Genomic DNA, 16,182 nt, shown 5'->3' on the forward strand with positions numbered 1-16,182 from the left:
TTATTTCCGAGGGCTTTCGGCTTTTCTTTCGCAATGTTACAATGCATTGATTTCTAATTCCATTCCTCTGCCAACAGGAAATCGCGGATATTGCGGTGCTTGATTCCGTTTCTGCTCATGTCGAACTCATCCAAAGAGACAACATATTTCGGGTAGTTGTCGCGGATATTGTCATACGCGCCGAACTCACGCCGGACGGTCTCATCGGATGCCAGCAGATAGGCAACCTGAACATATAGTTTTTCTCCACTCTTGTCACATACAAAGTCGATTTCCTTGTCTCCGGTTCTGCCGACTGTCACTTTGTAGTCCCGGCGCAACAACTCCAGATACACGATGTTCTCCAAAATGAGGTTGATATCACGCATATTGCCGCCGAAAACAGCCTCCCGGATGCCGTGGTCGGCAATGTAATACTTCTCATTGGAGGCGAGAATCTGCTTTCCCTGCAAGTCCTCACGCTTGACCTGATAGAACAAATACGCGTCGCAGCAGTATTTAATGTAGTTCAGGATGGTCTCCGGTGCAACGGTTCGTTTCTCGTTTTTGAAGAACTTCGCTAGAGAAGTTGCGGAGAAGGTCGTACCCACATTCGCAATCACATAAGCGATGATGCGTTCCAGCAAGTCAATGTCACGGATCTTGTTCCGCGTCACAATATCCTTTAGCTGGACAGAGTTGAACTGGTCATGAAGGTAGAGTTTGGAAGGAGCATCCTCGTAGCGGATGTTGGCAAGGTACGGCATACCGCCGGATAATAGATACTTCTGAAAGCATTTCTGAATCGGCTCATCCGGTGCGATGGGACGGTACAGTTCTAGAAATTCCGCGAAAGAGAAGGGGTAAATAACGAACTCCACAAAGCGTCCGCCGAGATAGGTGGAAAGCTCACCGGACAAAAGTTTTGCGTTTGAGCCAGTGATATAGATGTCGCAGTCAAGGGATACCCGGAGGGAATTGATACACTTCTCCCAGTCTTTTACCTCCTGAATCTCATCAAAAAACAGATAGACTTTGTCGTTGATCTCTGCGGCTCTCTTGGTAATCTCATCATGCAGTGACTTTGCGGTTTGCAGATGAGAGAAGTTCAAATCCTCAAAGTTGATAGAGATGAACTGAGCAGAGCTGATACCGGACTCCACAAGTTCCTCTTTTATAAGCTCCAGCATAACCGATTTACCGCACCGGCGAATGCCGGTCATGACCTTTATCAGCTCCGTTCCGATAAACGGACGGATGCGCTTCATATACATTTCACGTTTAATCATAAGCATAAGCCTCCTTGCCTGTGGCTGAACACAGTGTAACACATTTACGGCTGAAGCTCAATGGTATATTCCGAAAGCTATAAGATATAACTGATAAAATCTACACTTCTATAAAACCGACAGTTACGAACGAAAAATTCCAGAGGAACTTACACGATGAAATCCTTGATGGAATGGAAGGCTTTAGCTGTATCGGAATTATCTTTACAGGGCTCCGTGAAGGAGTGTGAGGACCTGCTTCAGATCTTCCACACCCATCTGACCCGGAGCGGATGCCTTTGCGGCTGCGCCGAATGTCAGGGCGGATCCGAATACTTCACCGCACAGACGGCTGATGACGCCGGTGCCCGCCATCGACATGGTGATGATCGGACGGTCTGCGTGAATCGATGCCATCTCCTCCGTGGCCGCCAGGAGGGTCAGCACGTCCTTCTTGTTCTGCGGCATCACGGCAATCTTCGGAATGTCCGCACCCATCTCCTGCATTTTGCAGAGACGGCGGACGATGTCATCCTTCTCCGGCGTTTTGAAGAAATCGTGGTTGGACGCCACCACCTTTACCCCGGCGGCATGAGCGCCCTCGATGATTCTCCGGACGATTTCATCCCCCGTGAAAATTTCCACATCGACCATATCCACATAACCGGTCTGAGCCGCTTTGATGTTGATGTCCGCATAGACTTCATCCTCGATGGTTTTCTCACCGCCTTCTTTGAAGGTCCGGAAGGTCATCAGCAGCGGCAGGTCACCCAGCACCTGACGAAGATCCTTCATCACATCTTCCAGCGCTGCGAAGTCGAACACGTTCTCGAACCAGTCGATTCGCCATTCCACTACGTCTGCCGGAAGCCGGGTGATGGCTTTCGCCTCCTCCAGAATGGCTTCTTTTGTAACCCCCACAATCGGCACGCAGATCTTCGGCATACCCTCGCCGATTACCGTATTTCTAACCTTAACAGTATTCATCTCTCTTATCCTTTCCATTCCGCCTGATTATGCGGATTTATGAAATCCCCATTGGACTAATTATACCTCAGTCCGATTCTTAAGCCACCCCCTTGCACCGCATTTTTCCTTTGTGTTACAATCCCTTCATACACGGAGGTATATCATGGCACATTTAAATGAAAATGCAATTGCATATATGAACAAGCGGGGCTTTCGCCACGTTCTCCTTTCGGTGGAAACCATCACCAGCTGATGTGCGCCTCCACGATTGGAGATATCGGTAAGGTTTACCGATGAGGAGAAGGAGTCCCTGCTGGCACAGGGGTACACCTGGGAACCCAGTGAGCTGGGAAATGTATATTATCCGGCGGAGGGAGTCATCATCGATGGGGAGATTACGGTGCGGTACGAAGAGCATCCCTGGCTCACTTGTTTTGAGGTGGATGGACTGCTTCCCGCCAAAGACGACGAGGAAGTCGGACAGTGAAGACTTCCTCGAAACTGTTTTTATGGAAAGGAATTATCGTTATGAATGCAGAAAACACAAGAATCGGTATCATCGGTCTTGGCAGCATGTCCTCTGCCATTGTAAGGGGTTTTATTACCCATGGCGGAATCGATGCAACCCGGATTACTGCCAGCGCACGGAACCGGGCGAGACTGGAGAACAACTGCAAGGCTTTGGGCATTCACCCGGGGACTACCGCTGAGGTGGCGGAGAATTCCGACATCGTTATCGTGGGCGTCATTCCGACGCAGGTGGAGAACGTTCTCCGGGAAGTGCGGGATCTGCTCCCGGGCAAAATCATCGTTTCCATCGCCTACGGGGTTTCCCATCAGCGCTATATGGAACTTCTTCCGGAGGGCTGCCACGTAATCTGCGTGGTGCCGAACACGCCGATTGAGGTAGGCAAGGGCGTGCTGGTATGTTCCAACGATCATTCTCTGACGGAAGAGCAGCTGGAGATTTTCAACGAACTGTTCGGCAGTATTGCCCTGATTGAACTGCTGCCGCCGGAACTTCTGGACCTGGGCGGCATCGTGGCGGGAAGCACGCCGGCATTTATGGACATCGTCATCGAGTCTTTGGCCGATGCGGCGGTTCTCCACGGAATGCCACGGGCCACCGCTTACCGTCTGGTAGAGAAGATGATGGAAGGCTCTGCGGCCTATGCCATGGAGACCGGCTCCCATCCGGCCGCACTGAAGGACGGGGTCTGCTCCCCAGGCGGTGCCACCATAAAGGGCGTTGCCACGCTGGAGACGAGCGGCCTTCGCGGCGCGCTGATTCAAGCGATTGTGGATATTATGAAATAGAGCAGGCCATCGTACAGCGACTGAACCAATGGGTTTTCATTGGACTTCTTAATCTGCGTGTTGATGTCCGTATCATAGATGCCCTTGCTTCTCGCAATCCGACTCTCCGGATCCACCGGTACCGGTTGTCCGCATTGCCCAGTCCGCTTACAACCGCTGCGCGGATGGTGCGTCCGTTGTAATCGAACTCCACTTCTTTGATTCCCTCTTTCTTTGCGGCGCACGGCATGATGGAAACCGATACGATTCTCTTGTATGCTTGGCGATGATTTCATCTGTCTTCTCATAATATTGTGCGTCTAACATACCCTTTCCTCCTTTGTTGTTTTGCACAGATTTTATGTTTGATTACATGTTATTATTATGACATTATACCACGCAGCTTTACCTTTTATTATATTTTATATGTATATTTAAAATATATAATTAAATATAGAACATTTTTTTGTACAAAGTGGTATTATATAAGAACCATATGCCCTACTGGCACATGGTTCTGCAAATGCATCGGTAACGATGAGAAATTAATCAAAGGAGGTAAAGCAAATGAAATTCTTAGTATGTGAACACTGCGGCAATTTGATCGGCATGATTCGAGACAGCGGCGTTCCGATGGTATGCTGCGGACAGAAGATGACGGAACTGGTTCCCGGAACTTCGGACGGTGCAGCGGAAAAGCACGTGCCTTCCTATGTGGTTGATGGAAACAAGGTAAAGGTAACCGTCGGATCGGTGGAACATCCAATGGTGGAAAATCACTATATTGAATGGATTGCCGTGGAGACGGAGAAAGGGGCTCAGCGGAAGACCCTTCAACCGGGTGACAAGCCGGCGCTGGAATTCGCGCTGACGGAGGATGATTCCGTTGTTGCGGTATACGCGTACTGCAACCTGCACGGACTTTGGAAAGCATAATGCAAAGATAATGAAAGAGCCCTGGGCAAATCGCCCGGGGCTCTTTCATTGTTATCCGATCTAAAAATAACTGATCAATGCCGTGCCCACGATCATGACCGCCAGTCCGATGATTTTGCGCGGGGTCACCGGCTTCTTGGGAATTCCCAGGAATCCGGTGGCGTCAATCACCACGCCGGCCAATGTCTGTCCCAGAATATTGAGAATCGTCGCCAATCCGGTACCCATGAGCAGCTGCAGGATGACGTTTCCGCCCACAATGGTAAAAGAACACAGTCCGCCGGTCCACATCCACCAATGGCCCTTGATTTTCGGGAGGGTCGGGTCGATGATGCTGCCCGGTCCTTTGGTCAGTCGGAGGAAAAGAATCACTGCCAGTGCCCCCAGCAATCCCATAATCATGGAGATGATGGTGGCCCGAAAGCTGAGTCCGGCCACAATACCCAATCGTCCGTTCACCGCAATCTGCACCGAGCAAGCGACGCCCGCGATAAAATCCAGGAATCGGTAGAAGTTGATGCCCTTGGCTTTCTCCGGTGCGTCCGATTTGATGTTTCCGGAAACCGCCACCACGCTGGCAAAAACAAGTACCGCCCCCACCGCTCTCAGGAGGGTCATGGGGATTACCGCGGATTCAAACACGCCGAAATGGTCGATGTACAGTCCGGACACAATCTGTCCCAGCACAAGAAAAACCACGGTTTCCACGCTTCCCAGCTTTGGCAGGCACAGAATGCTGAAGATGACGATGATGTCTCCGCAGATTCCGCCCGTCCAGATCCACCACGGCTCTTTGGCAATGGTCCCCAGCGGAATGTACAGATTACCCTGAAGCACCAACAGTACGCAGCCGGTGAGAATCATCGCCAAAATAAATGTCGTACAGCTTGGCAGAAGCGTCGACCGCAACCGCTGGCTGAGCTTCGTGTTCAGACTTGTCATGATGGGCTGGGCGCAGCCCACCACGATGCCTAGAATAAAACCAATCATTACCTATAATGTCCTCTCTTTTTGTTTCTTCCTTTGAAGTCTACCAAGGGCGTTTTCGCTTTGCAAGGATATTTTTTCATCGGTTTTCAAACCATCACATTTTCTCATTTGTTTCCTCGTTTATGTTTAAATTCCAATGGTTCTATGATATTATTTTAAAGGTTATGGTTTTTGAAATGAGCCCTTTTTTTAAAGCATTTAGGGCTTTCAAAAAGACAGATATACACAGCGAGGAGTGGAAAAGTGAATTACACCGAAGCCAGGGAATACCTGGATAACGTGTCCGCGTCCGGGATTATCCTGGGCCTGGACTCCATACGAGCGCTCATGGAAGAGCTGGATAACCCGCAGGACGATCTTCGAATTGTCCACATTGCGGGCACCAACGGAAAGGGCTCCATCCTTTCCTACACAAAGAACATCCTCATGGATGCGAGATACCGAGTGGGCTGCTACAGCTCCCCTTCCGTCTTCGGCTATCTGGAACGCTTTCAGATTGACGGCGAATGGATGGCTGAATCGGAATTTCCGGAACTTGTGCAGAAGGTAAAGGATGCGGCGGACCGAATGACGGCCAAAGGCCTGAACCATCCTACCGTTTTCGAACTGGAGACCGCCATCGCCTTTGAATATTTCAAGGAACGAAACTGCGACTACGTGATGCTGGAAACCGGCATGGGCGGTGACCTGGATTCCACCAACGTCATTAAGAGCCCGCTGGTGTGTGCCTTTGCGTCCATCAGCATGGATCACATCGGCATCCTGGGAAGCACCCTTCGGGAAATCGCCACCTGTAAGAGCGGCATCATCAAGCCGGGCGCTGCCGTGGTGACCGGACCTCAGGATCCGGAGGCCATGGAGGTTCTGGAAGAGGCGGCCGAAAACATGGACTGCCGTATCACCCATACCGAGGACTGCATCCGGAAGGAACATACGCCGGAGGGTCAAATCTTCTTATATAAAGGAAGAGAATATTTCATTCAGCTCTTGGGCCGGCATCAGCTCCGGAATGCGGCGGTAGCCATTGAGGTTGTTTCTGCCCTTCAGCGAACCGGCGCAGCCGTTACGGAAGAGAACATTCGAAACGGTCTTGCGGAAACCCGCTGGCCGGGACGTCTGGAGATCATTCGAAAAGATTCCAAAATCTGGATTCTGGACGGGGCTCACAACGCAGCGGCGGCGGAATGCCTGGTGGAAACGCTCCGGGAATGCTGGCCGGACACGAAGTTCACCGCCGTTACCGGTGTTTTTAAGGATAAGGAGTATTCGAAAATCGCCGCAATTCTCAGCGGCGTGCTGCACCATGCGATTTGCATCGATTTGCCGGATGGCGGCCGCAGCCTTCCGAAGGAGGAACTGGCCGCAGTGTACGAGAAGGTCGGTGTGAAATCGGACGTATCGGATTCCATCGAGACTGCCATAAAAGAAGCGACAGGCGACGCGGTACTGGTGACCGGCTCGCTCTCCCTGCTTCGGTCGGCCAAGGATGGGATTGAGAAATTTTATTTTTAGATAATTATTGCGAAAACTGTGAATAAAGAGAGGAGCACGGAAGTGGATACAGAAAAAATTAAAAAAGCGGTTGTTATGCTACTCGAAGGAATCGGGGAGGACCCCGATCGGGAGGGGCTGTTGGAGACGCCGGATCGAATTGCGAAGATGTACGAGGAGATTTGCGGCGGAATGACGGTGGATGCCAAGGAGCATCTGTCGAAGGTTTTCACAGTTGACAGCGATGAGATGGTGGTGGAGAGAGATATTCATTTCTATTCCATGTGCGAGCATCACATGCTGCCCTTCTTCGGAAAGGTGCACATCGCCTACATTCCGAAGGGCGAGGTTGTGGGGCTGTCCAAACTGGCCAGAACCGTGGAGGTCTATGCCAGAAGGCTGCAGCTGCAGGAGCGCATGACGGCGCAGATTGCGGATGCGATTATGGATTGTCTGAATCCGGCGGGCGTGATGGTGGTGTGCGAGGCGGAGCACCTGTGCATGACCATGCGGGGCGTGAAGAAGCCGGGCACGAAGACGGTGAACGTGGTCACTCGCGGCGTGTTCTCCGGAAACGACAGCCTGCAGAACAGTTTTTTCAACTTGCTGAGCATCCGCTAGGACGAAGATATGGACGAAAGATATAACCGAATTGTGCGAAACGAAGAATTCAATCGGCTGCTGGACGAGATTGAGGCGCTGGAGGCGGACCGCATTTACTGCCGGCACGGGCTGGAGCACCTGCTGGATGTAGCGCGGATTTCCTACATTCAGGTGTTGGAAGACGGACTGGATTATGACAAAAACATCCTCTATGCCGCCGCGCTCCTCCACGATATCGGAAGAGCCGCCGAGTATCGAGACGCCGGATCCCACGATGAGGCCGGTGCGGTGATTGCGGAAGGAATTCTTCGAGACTGCGGATATGCGGAATCGGAAATTCAGATGATTCAGGAGGCCATTCGGGGACACGGAGAAGAAAGGGGCTCGGGACTGGCTGCCCTGCTCCATCGTTCGGACAAAGCCTCCCGAATGTGTTTTCGATGCAAGGCCGCAGATACGTGCAAATGGAAAGTTAAGAACGAAGGGATAGAAAAATGATTATCGGCAACAAAGAATTTGATCTTACGAACAGAACTTATGTGATGGGAATCCTCAACGTGACACCGGATTCCTTCTCCGACGGCGGCTGCTGGAATAATTTAGACAGGGCCCTCGCCCATGCGGAAAAAATGAAAGAGGAAGGTGCCGCCATCATCGATGTAGGCGGCGAGTCTACCCGACCGGGATACACTCAGATCAGCGATGAAGAGGAAATCGAACGAGTGGTTCCGGTGATTGAGGCCCTGAAAAAGGAAATTGACCTTCCGATTTCTATCGATACCTACAAAAGCACCGTGGCAGATGCGGCTCTTTCCGCCGGTGCCGACCTGGTAAACGATATCTGGGGTTTCCTGTACGACGAAAAGATTGCTGCGGTGACCGCGAAATACGATGCGGCTTGCTGCCTCTCCCACAACCGCGAGGTTCCGGTATACGAGAATCTGGTTCCGGATGTGATCGGCGACCTGACCAAGAGTGCTCAGATTGCACTGCAGGCCGGCGTTCGGAAGGATGCCATCATTCTGGATCCGGGCGTGGGTTTTGCCAAGAGCTATGAAGAGAACCTCACCATCCTGAAACATCTGGATGAGTTCACCCGGCTGGAGTATCCGATCCTGCTGGGAACCTCCAGAAAATCCGTGATCGGTCTGACGCTGGATCTGCCGAAGGATCAGCGGGAGGAAGGAACGCTGGTGACCACGGTTCTCGCCGCACAGGCTCACTGCGGTTTCGTCCGGGTACACGATGTGGAGAAGAATGTCAGAGCCATCAAGATGATGGAAGCGATTAACGGGGTAAGATAAAATGCACAGACAAGATACTATTCGAATTGAAGGACTGGAAATTTTCGCAAATCACGGGGTGCTCCCGGAGGAGAACGTGCTGGGACAGAAGTTCCTCGTGTCCTGCGAGATGGAGGTGGATATCCGGCCGGCCGGTCTTTCCGACCGCATTGAGGATTCCGTCAACTACGCGGAAGTCTCCCAGCGGATTAAGCAGGTCATGACCGAGAATACTTTTAACCTGATTGAAGCCTGCGCCGAGCACGTTGCCAAAGCCGTGCTGGAGATGGACGAACGCATCCGCGGCGTGTGGATTGAAATCAGCAAACCCTGGGCACCGGTGGGTCTGCCCCTCCGCACCGTTGCGGTAAGCTGCGAACGCAGACGCCACGAGGTGTTCGTCGCACTGGGTTCCAACCTGGGCGACTCCCGGGCGCTGATCGAAGAGGCGGTGGCCAAAATGGATGCCACGGCCGGCATTCAGGTGGAAGCGATTTCTACCTTGATTGAGACGGAACCGTACGGCGTAACGGACCAGCCGTCCTTCCTGAACGGCGCCGCTCGAATCACCACCCTGCTCACCCCACACGAACTTCTGGATGAGCTTCACCGCATCGAGGCGGAAGCCGGTCGGGAGCGAATCATTCATTGGGGCCCGAGAACTCTGGATCTGGATATCATCTTCTACGATGACCTGGTGATGTCCGACGACGATCTGTGCATCCCCCACGTGGACATGCACAACCGCTCCTTTGTCATCGAACCCATGAAGGAGCTGGCTCCGTACAAGATGCATCCGGTGCTGAAGAAGCGGATGGTGGAGCTGTAACCGGAATTTGGGATTCTTCACTTTTTCCGTTCCTGAATCTCCATCAATATAAAAATATCTCCATCATTTTATTCATAAATGATGGAGATATTTTATTAAATGCGAACATAGCCGGTAGATGGACCTGCACCAACTTTTGCGATATAACCACTCTTAACCAGGTTAGTCAAAGTCCTTTCCACGGTAACTTTGCTTATATCAGGACAAAGCTCCATGATTTCTTTCTTTGTAATCTTGCCAACCTTGTTATCAATAACTGCTTTAATTCTATCAGGCTTAGAAATACTGCGATTCTTTAAATGCTCTACACGGCTTTCAAATTCATTGTATGCTTTCAGCATGATGCCCAGATAGTACTTAACAAAAGGCTCATAGTTGTTTTCACCCTCATGCCAGCCGTTAGAACTTGCTTGAAGGGCTTCATAATATGTTTCTTTAGTCTTTTCAATCAGCATTTCCATACTGACATATTTCCCAACGATGTATCCCGCCTTGTAGAAAAGCAGCAAAGTGAGCAGCCGGCTCATTCTACCATTTCCGTCATTGAAAGGATGGATGCACAAAAAGTCCAGAATAAACATGGGAATCAGGACCAGTTTATCAATGCGGTCAGCTTCCCACGCTTTAAGGAAGCGATTGCAAAGTTCTTCCATCGCTTCAGCAGTCTGAAATGCGGGAACCGGAATAAAACGTACTTTCTGATGGCCATCGGCATCTGTTTCTGCAATTATATTATCGGAGTTCTTATAACTTCCACCGGCAGTCCCCTGTGAATAGGAGTACAAATCTCGATGTAACTGCAAAATAATATTCGGTCTTGGATTGATATATTCATAGCCTTCGTGAATTGTGGAAAGCACTTCACGATAACCGGCAATTTCCTGCTCGGATCGGTTGCGAGGTTCTGTCTTTTGGCTTACCAATTCTTCCAAACGCTTATCACTTGTAAAAATACCTTCGATTCGGTTAGATGCTCCCGTACTCTGAATCAACGCAACCTCTAAGAGCGTTTTCAGTTCATCTACATTGGCTTCGAGAAATAATTCCTGTTTGCCTTTATGTTCGTGAATGCTGCTAATCATCTGAACAATTTCAGGTGTCAGCAACTTCGCAGGACTTGCAATATAATCAAAATCTCTCATAGGAATCTCCTTCATTTCAGCTTTATCTCCATCATTTTATCCTCAAATGATGGAGATTTCAACAAGTTGACCTGAATCCGATCCATGGTCTCCCCCAGGTTTCCATGGCCATAGCCCATATGGTGATTCGGCTTATTCTTGCCGTGGTAATCCGAACCGCCGGTGCGAATCAAACGGTACTTTTCAGACAGCGCTTCCAGGTACCGAGTATCCGCCGGTCGATTTTCCGTGTAGTAAGTCTCTACCCCCTGCAGGCCATCCTCTGCGAACCGGCGAATCATTTTCTCCAATTCCGTATGGTTCAGGAAACGATACCGCACCGGGTGGGCCAGCACCGGAATGCCGCCGGCATTCCGAATCAACTGTATGCACTCCTTCGCCGGCGCCTTTTCCCGATTGACGTAGCAGGGTTCTCCCGGATTCAGAAAACGGTCGAAAGCATCCCGGATGGATTTGGCATACCGGTGCCGAACCAACCACCGAGCAATGTGAGGCCTGCCCACCGCCTCGTTTTCCCGCGTGCTCAGTTCCTCTTCCGGGATTGAAATTCCCATGTCTCGGAATTTTCCCAGAATTCGCCGGTTCCGGCGCTGCCGCTCGCCTCGGTAATATTCCAGTCCCGACTGTAAGTCGCTGTTCTCCGAATCCACATTGTAGCCCAGGATGTGAATCTCATGTCCTTGGTAATCCGATGAAATCTCCACACCGGGAATAATTCGGACGTTTTCGAATAGCCGTGCTGCCTTTTCTAATGCCGGAATACCCGCCAGCGTGTCGTGATCCGTCAGGGCCATAATGTATTCTTGTGGTTCTTCCGAAATCCACCCCTCTGCCAGGGCCAGGACCGTTTCCGCCCGGGCAACCTCAATCAGCTTTTCCGGCGGCGTCGTTCCGTCGGAAGCCGTGGAATGCATGTGCAAATCCACAAATCTTCTATTTATTCCCATCTTCCATCCCCCACTCTATTCCATGCAAATAATATACCTATGTAAAAGCACGCAGCGCCGCGTCGGACAACTGCGGGTTTGCGTGCTCTTTTTTTATTAGTTCCACTGATGTTCTTCCAAAGCCAGCTGAATCAATTCCTCCAGCAGCTGCGGTGCCGGTTTGCCCATGGCTGCCCAGAGCTGCGGATACATGCTGATATTGGTGAACCCCGGAAGGGTGTTGATCTCGTTGAACACGATTCTTCCGTCGTTGCTGTAGAAGAAATCGCAGCGGGACAGCCCTCTGCAGTCCAAAGCTTTGAAAATTTCCACCGCATAGTTTCGAACCTGATTCAGGGTTTCCTCCGGAAGGTCATCGATGACCCGTGTCCGGGATTCCGGATTGTTGTACTTCGCATCGTAATCGTAGAATTCGTCGGCGGACAGGATCTCTCCCACGCAGGAAGCCTGCGGTTCCTCGTTCCCCAGAAGGGCCACCTCGATTTCTCGGCCGGCAATCATTTCTTCCACCAGAACCTTGTCGTCATAGAGGAACGCATCTTCGATGGCCGGACGAAGGTCTTCCGCCTTCTTCACCTTGTGGGCACCCACAGAAGATCCGGCAGAAGAAGGTTTCACGAAAAGCGGGAAGTTTCCGTCGTCCACCGCCAGAGCCCGAGCAATCTGTTCCTCTGGGTTTTTGTCGTATTCGTATTTCTTAAGAACACAATACTTGGCCATATCTACACCGGTCACCGCCGCCAGCTTCTTGGTCACGGATTTATCCATGGCATTGGCCGAAGCGCGAACTCCCGGTCCGCAGTACGGAATCTCCGCCAGTTCGAACAGGCCCTGAATATCTCCGTCCTCGCCGTGGTCGCCGTGAAGCACCGGGATGATGCAGTCGATTCGATGAAGATCTGCGTGATCGGCCTCGTCGAAAATCAGGAAACCATGGGCTACCGGGTCCGCCGGAATGACCGCCTGACGGTTATCCGCTCTTTTTTCCCAGTCCCCATTAGCGATTTCTTCATGGGAGGCCTTGGTTGCATACCAGCGTCCCGCCTTGGTAATTCCCACCACAAGTACATCGTGGCCGTTCTCCTCCAAAGCGGTCAGCACATTGACCGCCGAGTTTCTGGACACTTCATGCTCATCGGATTTTCCCCCAAAGATAACTGCTAGATTCATTCTCGTCCCTTCCTTTCCGCTATTACAATTCGATCCAAATGATTCAGATCCTGCAGCACCACTGCCGTGCTGTAATTTTCATTTTCTTCCAATAATTGACGAACCGCCTCGCCTTGATCGCAGCCGATTTCCATCATCAGGTATCCGCCGTCCGCCAGATGCTTCTCCGCATTTTCCGCCAGGATGCGGTAGAACGTTAATCCGTCCGCTCCGCCGTCCAGCGCCAGTCTCGGTTCGTGATCCTTCACTTCCGTGGACAAAGTCTCGATGACATCGCTTTCAATGTACGGCGGATTGCTGAGAATCATATCGAAGCGCTTCTGCTCCGGAATCGCTTCAAACATATCTCCCTGCAGGAAAATACACCGAGAGAACACGTCGTTAATCTGCGCATTTCCCATTGCCGTACTCAGCGCCTTCGGGCTCACATCCGTCATCGTCACTTCCGCATCCGGAAATTCGTGAGCCATGGTCACGCCGATGGCACCGCTTCCGGTGCACATATCCAGAATAAAAGGATTCTCCCATTCCTTCGCCTTCAGAATTCCGATGGCCTGATCCACCAGCACCTCGGTATCCAGTCTCGGAATCAGTACATTCGGATTCACACGGAACATCAGCCCCATAAATTCCTGCACGCCGGTGATATACTGCAGCGGGGTTCCGCTGAGCCGCATCTCGATGCGCCGCTCGTACTCCTTCCGGTCATCCTCTTGCAGCACCTCTTTGTTCCGCAGAATCAGATCCGTCCGGGTATATCCCAGAATGTACTGCAAAATCTCCTGCGCCTCGTTGGCCCCGTTCTCCACCATAGAGAGACAGCTCTTGCCCCAGTGCAGCAGGTTCCCCAGCGTGGCGTCGTTCGAATCATACCGGATTCCGGGAACGTAGGTCTCGTTGTCTTCTTCTTTTTTCGGAATTTCGTCGGTTTCGGAGGAAACAGTTTTACTTTCCATAAAATCAGCATCCGTCTCGGCCGCCGTTTCCGGCTCATCTGACCCTTTCGATTCTTCCGGTTCCTTGTTTTCCTTCACAATCAGTTTGGCATCCGTATCCACCACACCGTCGATTACCGGCGCATCGGAATCCACCAATACCGCCTTAAGCGCAACGATAGCGATTTCCAGCTGGTGGTCCGTCGGATCCTTCGTGGTGAGCTTCTGCATCATCAAACCCGGGTAGCTCAGTACCCGAACTATAACGTTGTCGTTCTTTCCCGCCAGTCGCAGCACCTCGTAGCTCAGTCCCGCAATGACCGGAATCAACAGTATTCGGGACGTGATGCGCATCCACACATTGGGCCACCCCAAGAACGAGAACAACAGCAGACTGATAATCATGACGAAAATCAGAAAACTGGTTCCGCAGCGAGGATGCAGTGTGTAGAACTTCTGAGCGTTGGCCGGCGTCAGTTCCAGGCCGTTCTCGAAGCAGTGGATGGTTTTGTGTTCCGCCCCGTGGTATTGAAACAAGGTCTGGATGTCCTTCATCCGCGATATTAAATAGATGTACAGAACGAACAATACGATTCGGAAAATTCCCTCGCACAGGTTCAGCACTATGCTGTTGGAAATCCACTTCCCCAGCCAGTTAATGGCAATGGTGGGAAAGATGACGAAAATGCCGATGGAGAGTACCAGTGCAAAAAGCACCGAAAGGAACAGCATCGCATTCCATGCCGCCTTCTCGCCGAATCGGCTGTTGATCTTCTGTTCCAGCGCCGAAGGTTCTCCCCAATCCTCGTCCGGGAAGTTCTCTTCCAGAATATCCGCCGATTCCATCAAGGTACCCATTCCCGTAAACAGGGAATCCGCGAAGGAAATTATGCCTCGGAGAATCGGAATTTTCCGAAGCTTTCCCGCCGGTTTCAGCTTCTTTGTCCGCAGATAGATTTCATCTCCGGGAAGCCGCATGGCAATCGCCGTGCGATCTGCCCCCCGCATCATAACGCCTTCCATAATCGCCTGCCCTCCGATGGATGTGGGGCAGGCTTCTTTAATGAATATCTTCTTGTAGTCCAATTGTTATGCTTCTCTTTCCTTTTTCTTGAAAAAAATTAGCGGTACAGTTTACGGGTAATCAGCTCCACAAAGTCGTGATTGTTCTTCGTGTGGGTCATATCGTCGATGATATCTTCCGTAATCTCCGCCACACTGCCGTTGGACATCTCTCGGCGAATCATATACATGGCGGTGAATTCTTCCGGTGTCAGCAGCAGATCCTCTCGCCGTGTTCCGGATTTATACAGGTCGATGGCCGGGAAAATTCTTCGTTCACTCAGCTTTCGATCCAGGTGAAGTTCCATGTTGCCGGTGCCCTTGAACTCCTCGTAGATAACATCGTCCATTCGGCTTCCCGTTTCCACCAGTGCGGTCGCTAGGATGGTGATGCTTCCGCCCTCTTTGATGTTTCGAGCCGCACCGAAAAATTTCTTCGGCGGATGCAGCGCTCCCGGATCCAGTCCTCCGGAAAGTGTCCTTCCGGAGGACGGTACTTCCATGTTATAAGCTCTTGCCAACCGAGTGATGCTGTCCAACAGAATCACCACATCCTGACCTTCCTCCGCCAAGCGTTTCGCTCTCTGGATGACCATCTCCGCCACCTTGATGTGATGGGCCGGCAGCTCATCGAAGGTGGAATAGATAACCTCGGAACGCTCCAGAGATTCCTTCATATCCGTTACTTCCTCCGGTCGTTCATCCACCAGAAGCACAATTTGCTCCAACTTCGGATATTTCTTTTCGATGGTCTGGGCAATCTTCTTCAGGAGCACGGTTTTTCCCGCCTTTGGCTGGGCTACAATCAGTGCTCTCTGCCCTTTTCCGATCGGTGCCACCAGATCGATAATCCGGGTGGAAATCTCAATACTGGAATCCTCAAGCGAAATTCGCTCGTTCGGGAATATCGGTGTCAGCTGATCGAAGTGCGGACGCCGTCTGGTGTTCACCGGACGATTTCCGTTTACCGTCAGCACGTACAGCAGGGCGCCGTTTCTCTCCCCTTCGTTCGGCAGGCGGGTAATTCCCCGAATCTTATCTCCGGTCCGAAGGCCGAAACGCCGAATTTGGGTAGGAGACACGTAGATGTCCTTTTCCGAGGACAGGAAATTGTTGAACCGAAGGAAGCCGAAGCCTCCTTCTGCAATTTCCAGAATTCCCTCCATCTCCGGCCGTTCTTCCGGACTGTAGGTTTTCTCTCCCGCATCATGACTTTCGCTTTTCTCTGCGGATGTCTTCTGCATAATTTCTTTTTCTTCCGTATTGTTTTCTTTCATGATAA

At 51.4% G+C, this 16,182-nt stretch carries 17 protein-coding genes; 8 read left to right on the forward strand and 9 right to left on the reverse strand.

The window, feature by feature from the left end; translation table 11 throughout:
- Window positions 1–53: 53 nt before the first annotated feature.
- Both FYJ65_RS05530 and aroD read right to left on the reverse strand, forming a co-directional pair.
- A complete protein-coding gene (locus tag FYJ65_RS05530; RefSeq protein WP_154554358.1) occupies window positions 54–1,268 on the reverse strand; it encodes an ATP-binding protein in 1,215 nt (404 codons plus the stop codon).
- 204 nt (window positions 1,269–1,472) lie between these two features.
- Entirely contained in the window at window positions 1,473–2,234 is a 762-nt protein-coding gene (gene aroD / locus FYJ65_RS05535) for a type I 3-dehydroquinate dehydratase (protein WP_154554359.1), read from the reverse strand.
- Window positions 2,235–2,484: 250 nt separating this feature from the next.
- Between aroD and FYJ65_RS05540 the strand changes: the two genes are divergently transcribed.
- Both FYJ65_RS05540 and proC read left to right on the forward strand, forming a co-directional pair.
- Window positions 2,485–2,703, forward strand: a complete 219-nt coding sequence (locus tag FYJ65_RS05540; protein WP_154554360.1) for a hypothetical protein — start codon at window positions 2,485–2,487, stop codon at window positions 2,701–2,703.
- A gap of 41 nt (window positions 2,704–2,744) precedes the next feature.
- Entirely contained in the window at window positions 2,745–3,533 is a 789-nt protein-coding gene (proC, locus tag FYJ65_RS05545; protein WP_154554361.1) for a pyrroline-5-carboxylate reductase, read from the forward strand.
- On the opposite strand, the gene FYJ65_RS09680 is transcribed toward proC, so the two are convergent.
- Window positions 3,506–3,649 carry an iron hydrogenase small subunit gene (locus FYJ65_RS09680; protein WP_235898209.1) on the reverse strand — a complete coding sequence of 48 codons (144 nt, stop codon included), beginning with the start codon at window positions 3,647–3,649 and terminating at the stop codon, window positions 3,506–3,508. The two genes, proC and FYJ65_RS09680, sit on opposite strands and share 28 nt — an antisense overlap.
- Window positions 3,650–4,079: 430 nt before the next feature.
- On the opposite strand from FYJ65_RS09680, the gene FYJ65_RS05555 reads away from it, so the two are divergent.
- Window positions 4,080–4,448, forward strand: coding sequence for a desulfoferrodoxin family protein (locus FYJ65_RS05555; RefSeq protein ID WP_154554362.1), 369 nt, complete (start codon window positions 4,080–4,082; stop codon window positions 4,446–4,448).
- Window positions 4,449–4,508: 60 nt separating this feature from the next.
- Here FYJ65_RS05555 and FYJ65_RS05560 read toward each other — a convergent pair whose 3' ends face one another.
- Window positions 4,509–5,438 (reverse strand): DMT family transporter, encoded by a 930-nt coding sequence (locus FYJ65_RS05560; protein ID WP_154554363.1) that lies wholly within the window; start codon window positions 5,436–5,438, stop codon window positions 4,509–4,511.
- A gap of 243 nt (window positions 5,439–5,681) precedes the next feature.
- On the opposite strand from FYJ65_RS05560, the gene FYJ65_RS05565 reads away from it, so the two are divergent.
- From FYJ65_RS05565 to folK, 5 genes are read left to right on the forward strand one after another with little or no spacing between them, the layout of a single operon-like run.
- A complete protein-coding gene (locus tag FYJ65_RS05565; RefSeq protein ID WP_154554364.1) occupies window positions 5,682–6,950 on the forward strand; it encodes a bifunctional folylpolyglutamate synthase/dihydrofolate synthase in 1,269 nt (422 codons plus the stop codon).
- Between the two features lie 42 nt (window positions 6,951–6,992).
- The gene (folE, locus tag FYJ65_RS05570; protein ID WP_277672157.1) at window positions 6,993–7,550 is read left to right on the forward strand and encodes a GTP cyclohydrolase I FolE; all 558 of its coding nucleotides are present in this window, start codon (window positions 6,993–6,995) and stop codon (window positions 7,548–7,550) included.
- A 9-nt stretch (window positions 7,551–7,559) separates the two neighbouring features.
- Window positions 7,560–8,030 (forward strand): HD domain-containing protein, encoded by a 471-nt coding sequence (locus FYJ65_RS05575; protein WP_154554365.1) that lies wholly within the window; start codon window positions 7,560–7,562, stop codon window positions 8,028–8,030.
- The gene (folP, locus tag FYJ65_RS05580) at window positions 8,027–8,836 is read left to right on the forward strand and encodes a dihydropteroate synthase (RefSeq protein ID WP_154554366.1); all 810 of its coding nucleotides are present in this window, start codon (window positions 8,027–8,029) and stop codon (window positions 8,834–8,836) included. The genes FYJ65_RS05575 and folP overlap by 4 nt, the downstream gene beginning before the upstream one ends.
- Before the next feature lies 1 nt (window position 8,837).
- Window positions 8,838–9,644, forward strand: a complete 807-nt coding sequence (gene folK / locus FYJ65_RS05585; RefSeq protein WP_154554367.1) for a 2-amino-4-hydroxy-6-hydroxymethyldihydropteridine diphosphokinase — start codon at window positions 8,838–8,840, stop codon at window positions 9,642–9,644.
- 95 nt (window positions 9,645–9,739) lie between these two features.
- Here folK and FYJ65_RS05590 read toward each other — a convergent pair whose 3' ends face one another.
- From FYJ65_RS05590 to rho, 5 genes are all read right to left on the reverse strand, one after another.
- Window positions 9,740–10,786 carry a Fic family protein gene (locus tag FYJ65_RS05590; protein ID WP_330636973.1) on the reverse strand — a complete coding sequence of 349 codons (1,047 nt, stop codon included), beginning with the start codon at window positions 10,784–10,786 and terminating at the stop codon, window positions 9,740–9,742.
- 11 nt (window positions 10,787–10,797) lie between these two features.
- Window positions 10,798–11,733 (reverse strand): PHP domain-containing protein, encoded by a 936-nt coding sequence (locus tag FYJ65_RS05595; protein WP_154554369.1) that lies wholly within the window; start codon window positions 11,731–11,733, stop codon window positions 10,798–10,800.
- Between the two features lie 96 nt (window positions 11,734–11,829).
- A complete protein-coding gene (locus tag FYJ65_RS05600) occupies window positions 11,830–12,903 on the reverse strand; it encodes a D-alanine--D-alanine ligase family protein (protein ID WP_154554370.1) in 1,074 nt (357 codons plus the stop codon).
- A complete protein-coding gene (gene prmC / locus FYJ65_RS05605; protein WP_154554371.1) occupies window positions 12,900–14,924 on the reverse strand; it encodes a peptide chain release factor N(5)-glutamine methyltransferase in 2,025 nt (674 codons plus the stop codon). Before prmC ends, FYJ65_RS05600 begins: the two co-directional genes overlap by 4 nt.
- A gap of 35 nt (window positions 14,925–14,959) precedes the next feature.
- A complete protein-coding gene (gene rho, locus FYJ65_RS05610; RefSeq protein ID WP_154554372.1) occupies window positions 14,960–16,177 on the reverse strand; it encodes a transcription termination factor Rho in 1,218 nt (405 codons plus the stop codon).
- Between the last annotated feature and the right edge of the window lie 5 nt (window positions 16,178–16,182).

It is taken from the genome of Mogibacterium kristiansenii (assembly GCF_009695905.1).
Lineage (GTDB): Bacteria > Bacillota > Clostridia > Peptostreptococcales > Anaerovoracaceae > Mogibacterium_A > Mogibacterium_A kristiansenii.

Excerpts from the sequence above, each read along its gene's own strand:
- FYJ65_RS05530 (WP_154554358.1), bottom strand. The coding sequence starts at position 1,268 with ATGATTAAACGTGAAATGTATATGAAGCGCATCCGTCCGTTTATCGGA.
- aroD (WP_154554359.1), bottom strand. The coding sequence starts at position 2,234 with ATGAATACTGTTAAGGTTAGAAATACGGTAATCGGCGAGGGTATGCCG.
- proC (WP_154554361.1), top strand. The coding sequence starts at position 2,745 with ATGAATGCAGAAAACACAAGAATCGGTATCATCGGTCTTGGCAGCATG.
- FYJ65_RS05555 (WP_154554362.1), top strand. The coding sequence starts at position 4,080 with ATGAAATTCTTAGTATGTGAACACTGCGGCAATTTGATCGGCATGATT.
- FYJ65_RS05560 (WP_154554363.1), bottom strand. The coding sequence starts at position 5,438 with ATGATTGGTTTTATTCTAGGCATCGTGGTGGGCTGCGCCCAGCCCATC.
- FYJ65_RS05575 (WP_154554365.1), top strand. The coding sequence starts at position 7,560 with ATGGACGAAAGATATAACCGAATTGTGCGAAACGAAGAATTCAATCGG.
- folP (WP_154554366.1), top strand. The coding sequence starts at position 8,027 with ATGATTATCGGCAACAAAGAATTTGATCTTACGAACAGAACTTATGTG.
- folK (WP_154554367.1), top strand. The coding sequence starts at position 8,838 with ATGCACAGACAAGATACTATTCGAATTGAAGGACTGGAAATTTTCGCA.
- FYJ65_RS05590 (WP_330636973.1), bottom strand. The coding sequence starts at position 10,786 with ATGAGAGATTTTGATTATATTGCAAGTCCTGCGAAGTTGCTGACACCT.
- FYJ65_RS05595 (WP_154554369.1), bottom strand. The coding sequence starts at position 11,733 with ATGGGAATAAATAGAAGATTTGTGGATTTGCACATGCATTCCACGGCT.
- FYJ65_RS05600 (WP_154554370.1), bottom strand. The coding sequence starts at position 12,903 with ATGAATCTAGCAGTTATCTTTGGGGGAAAATCCGATGAGCATGAAGTG.
- rho (WP_154554372.1), bottom strand. The coding sequence starts at position 16,177 with ATGAAAGAAAACAATACGGAAGAAAAAGAAATTATGCAGAAGACATCC.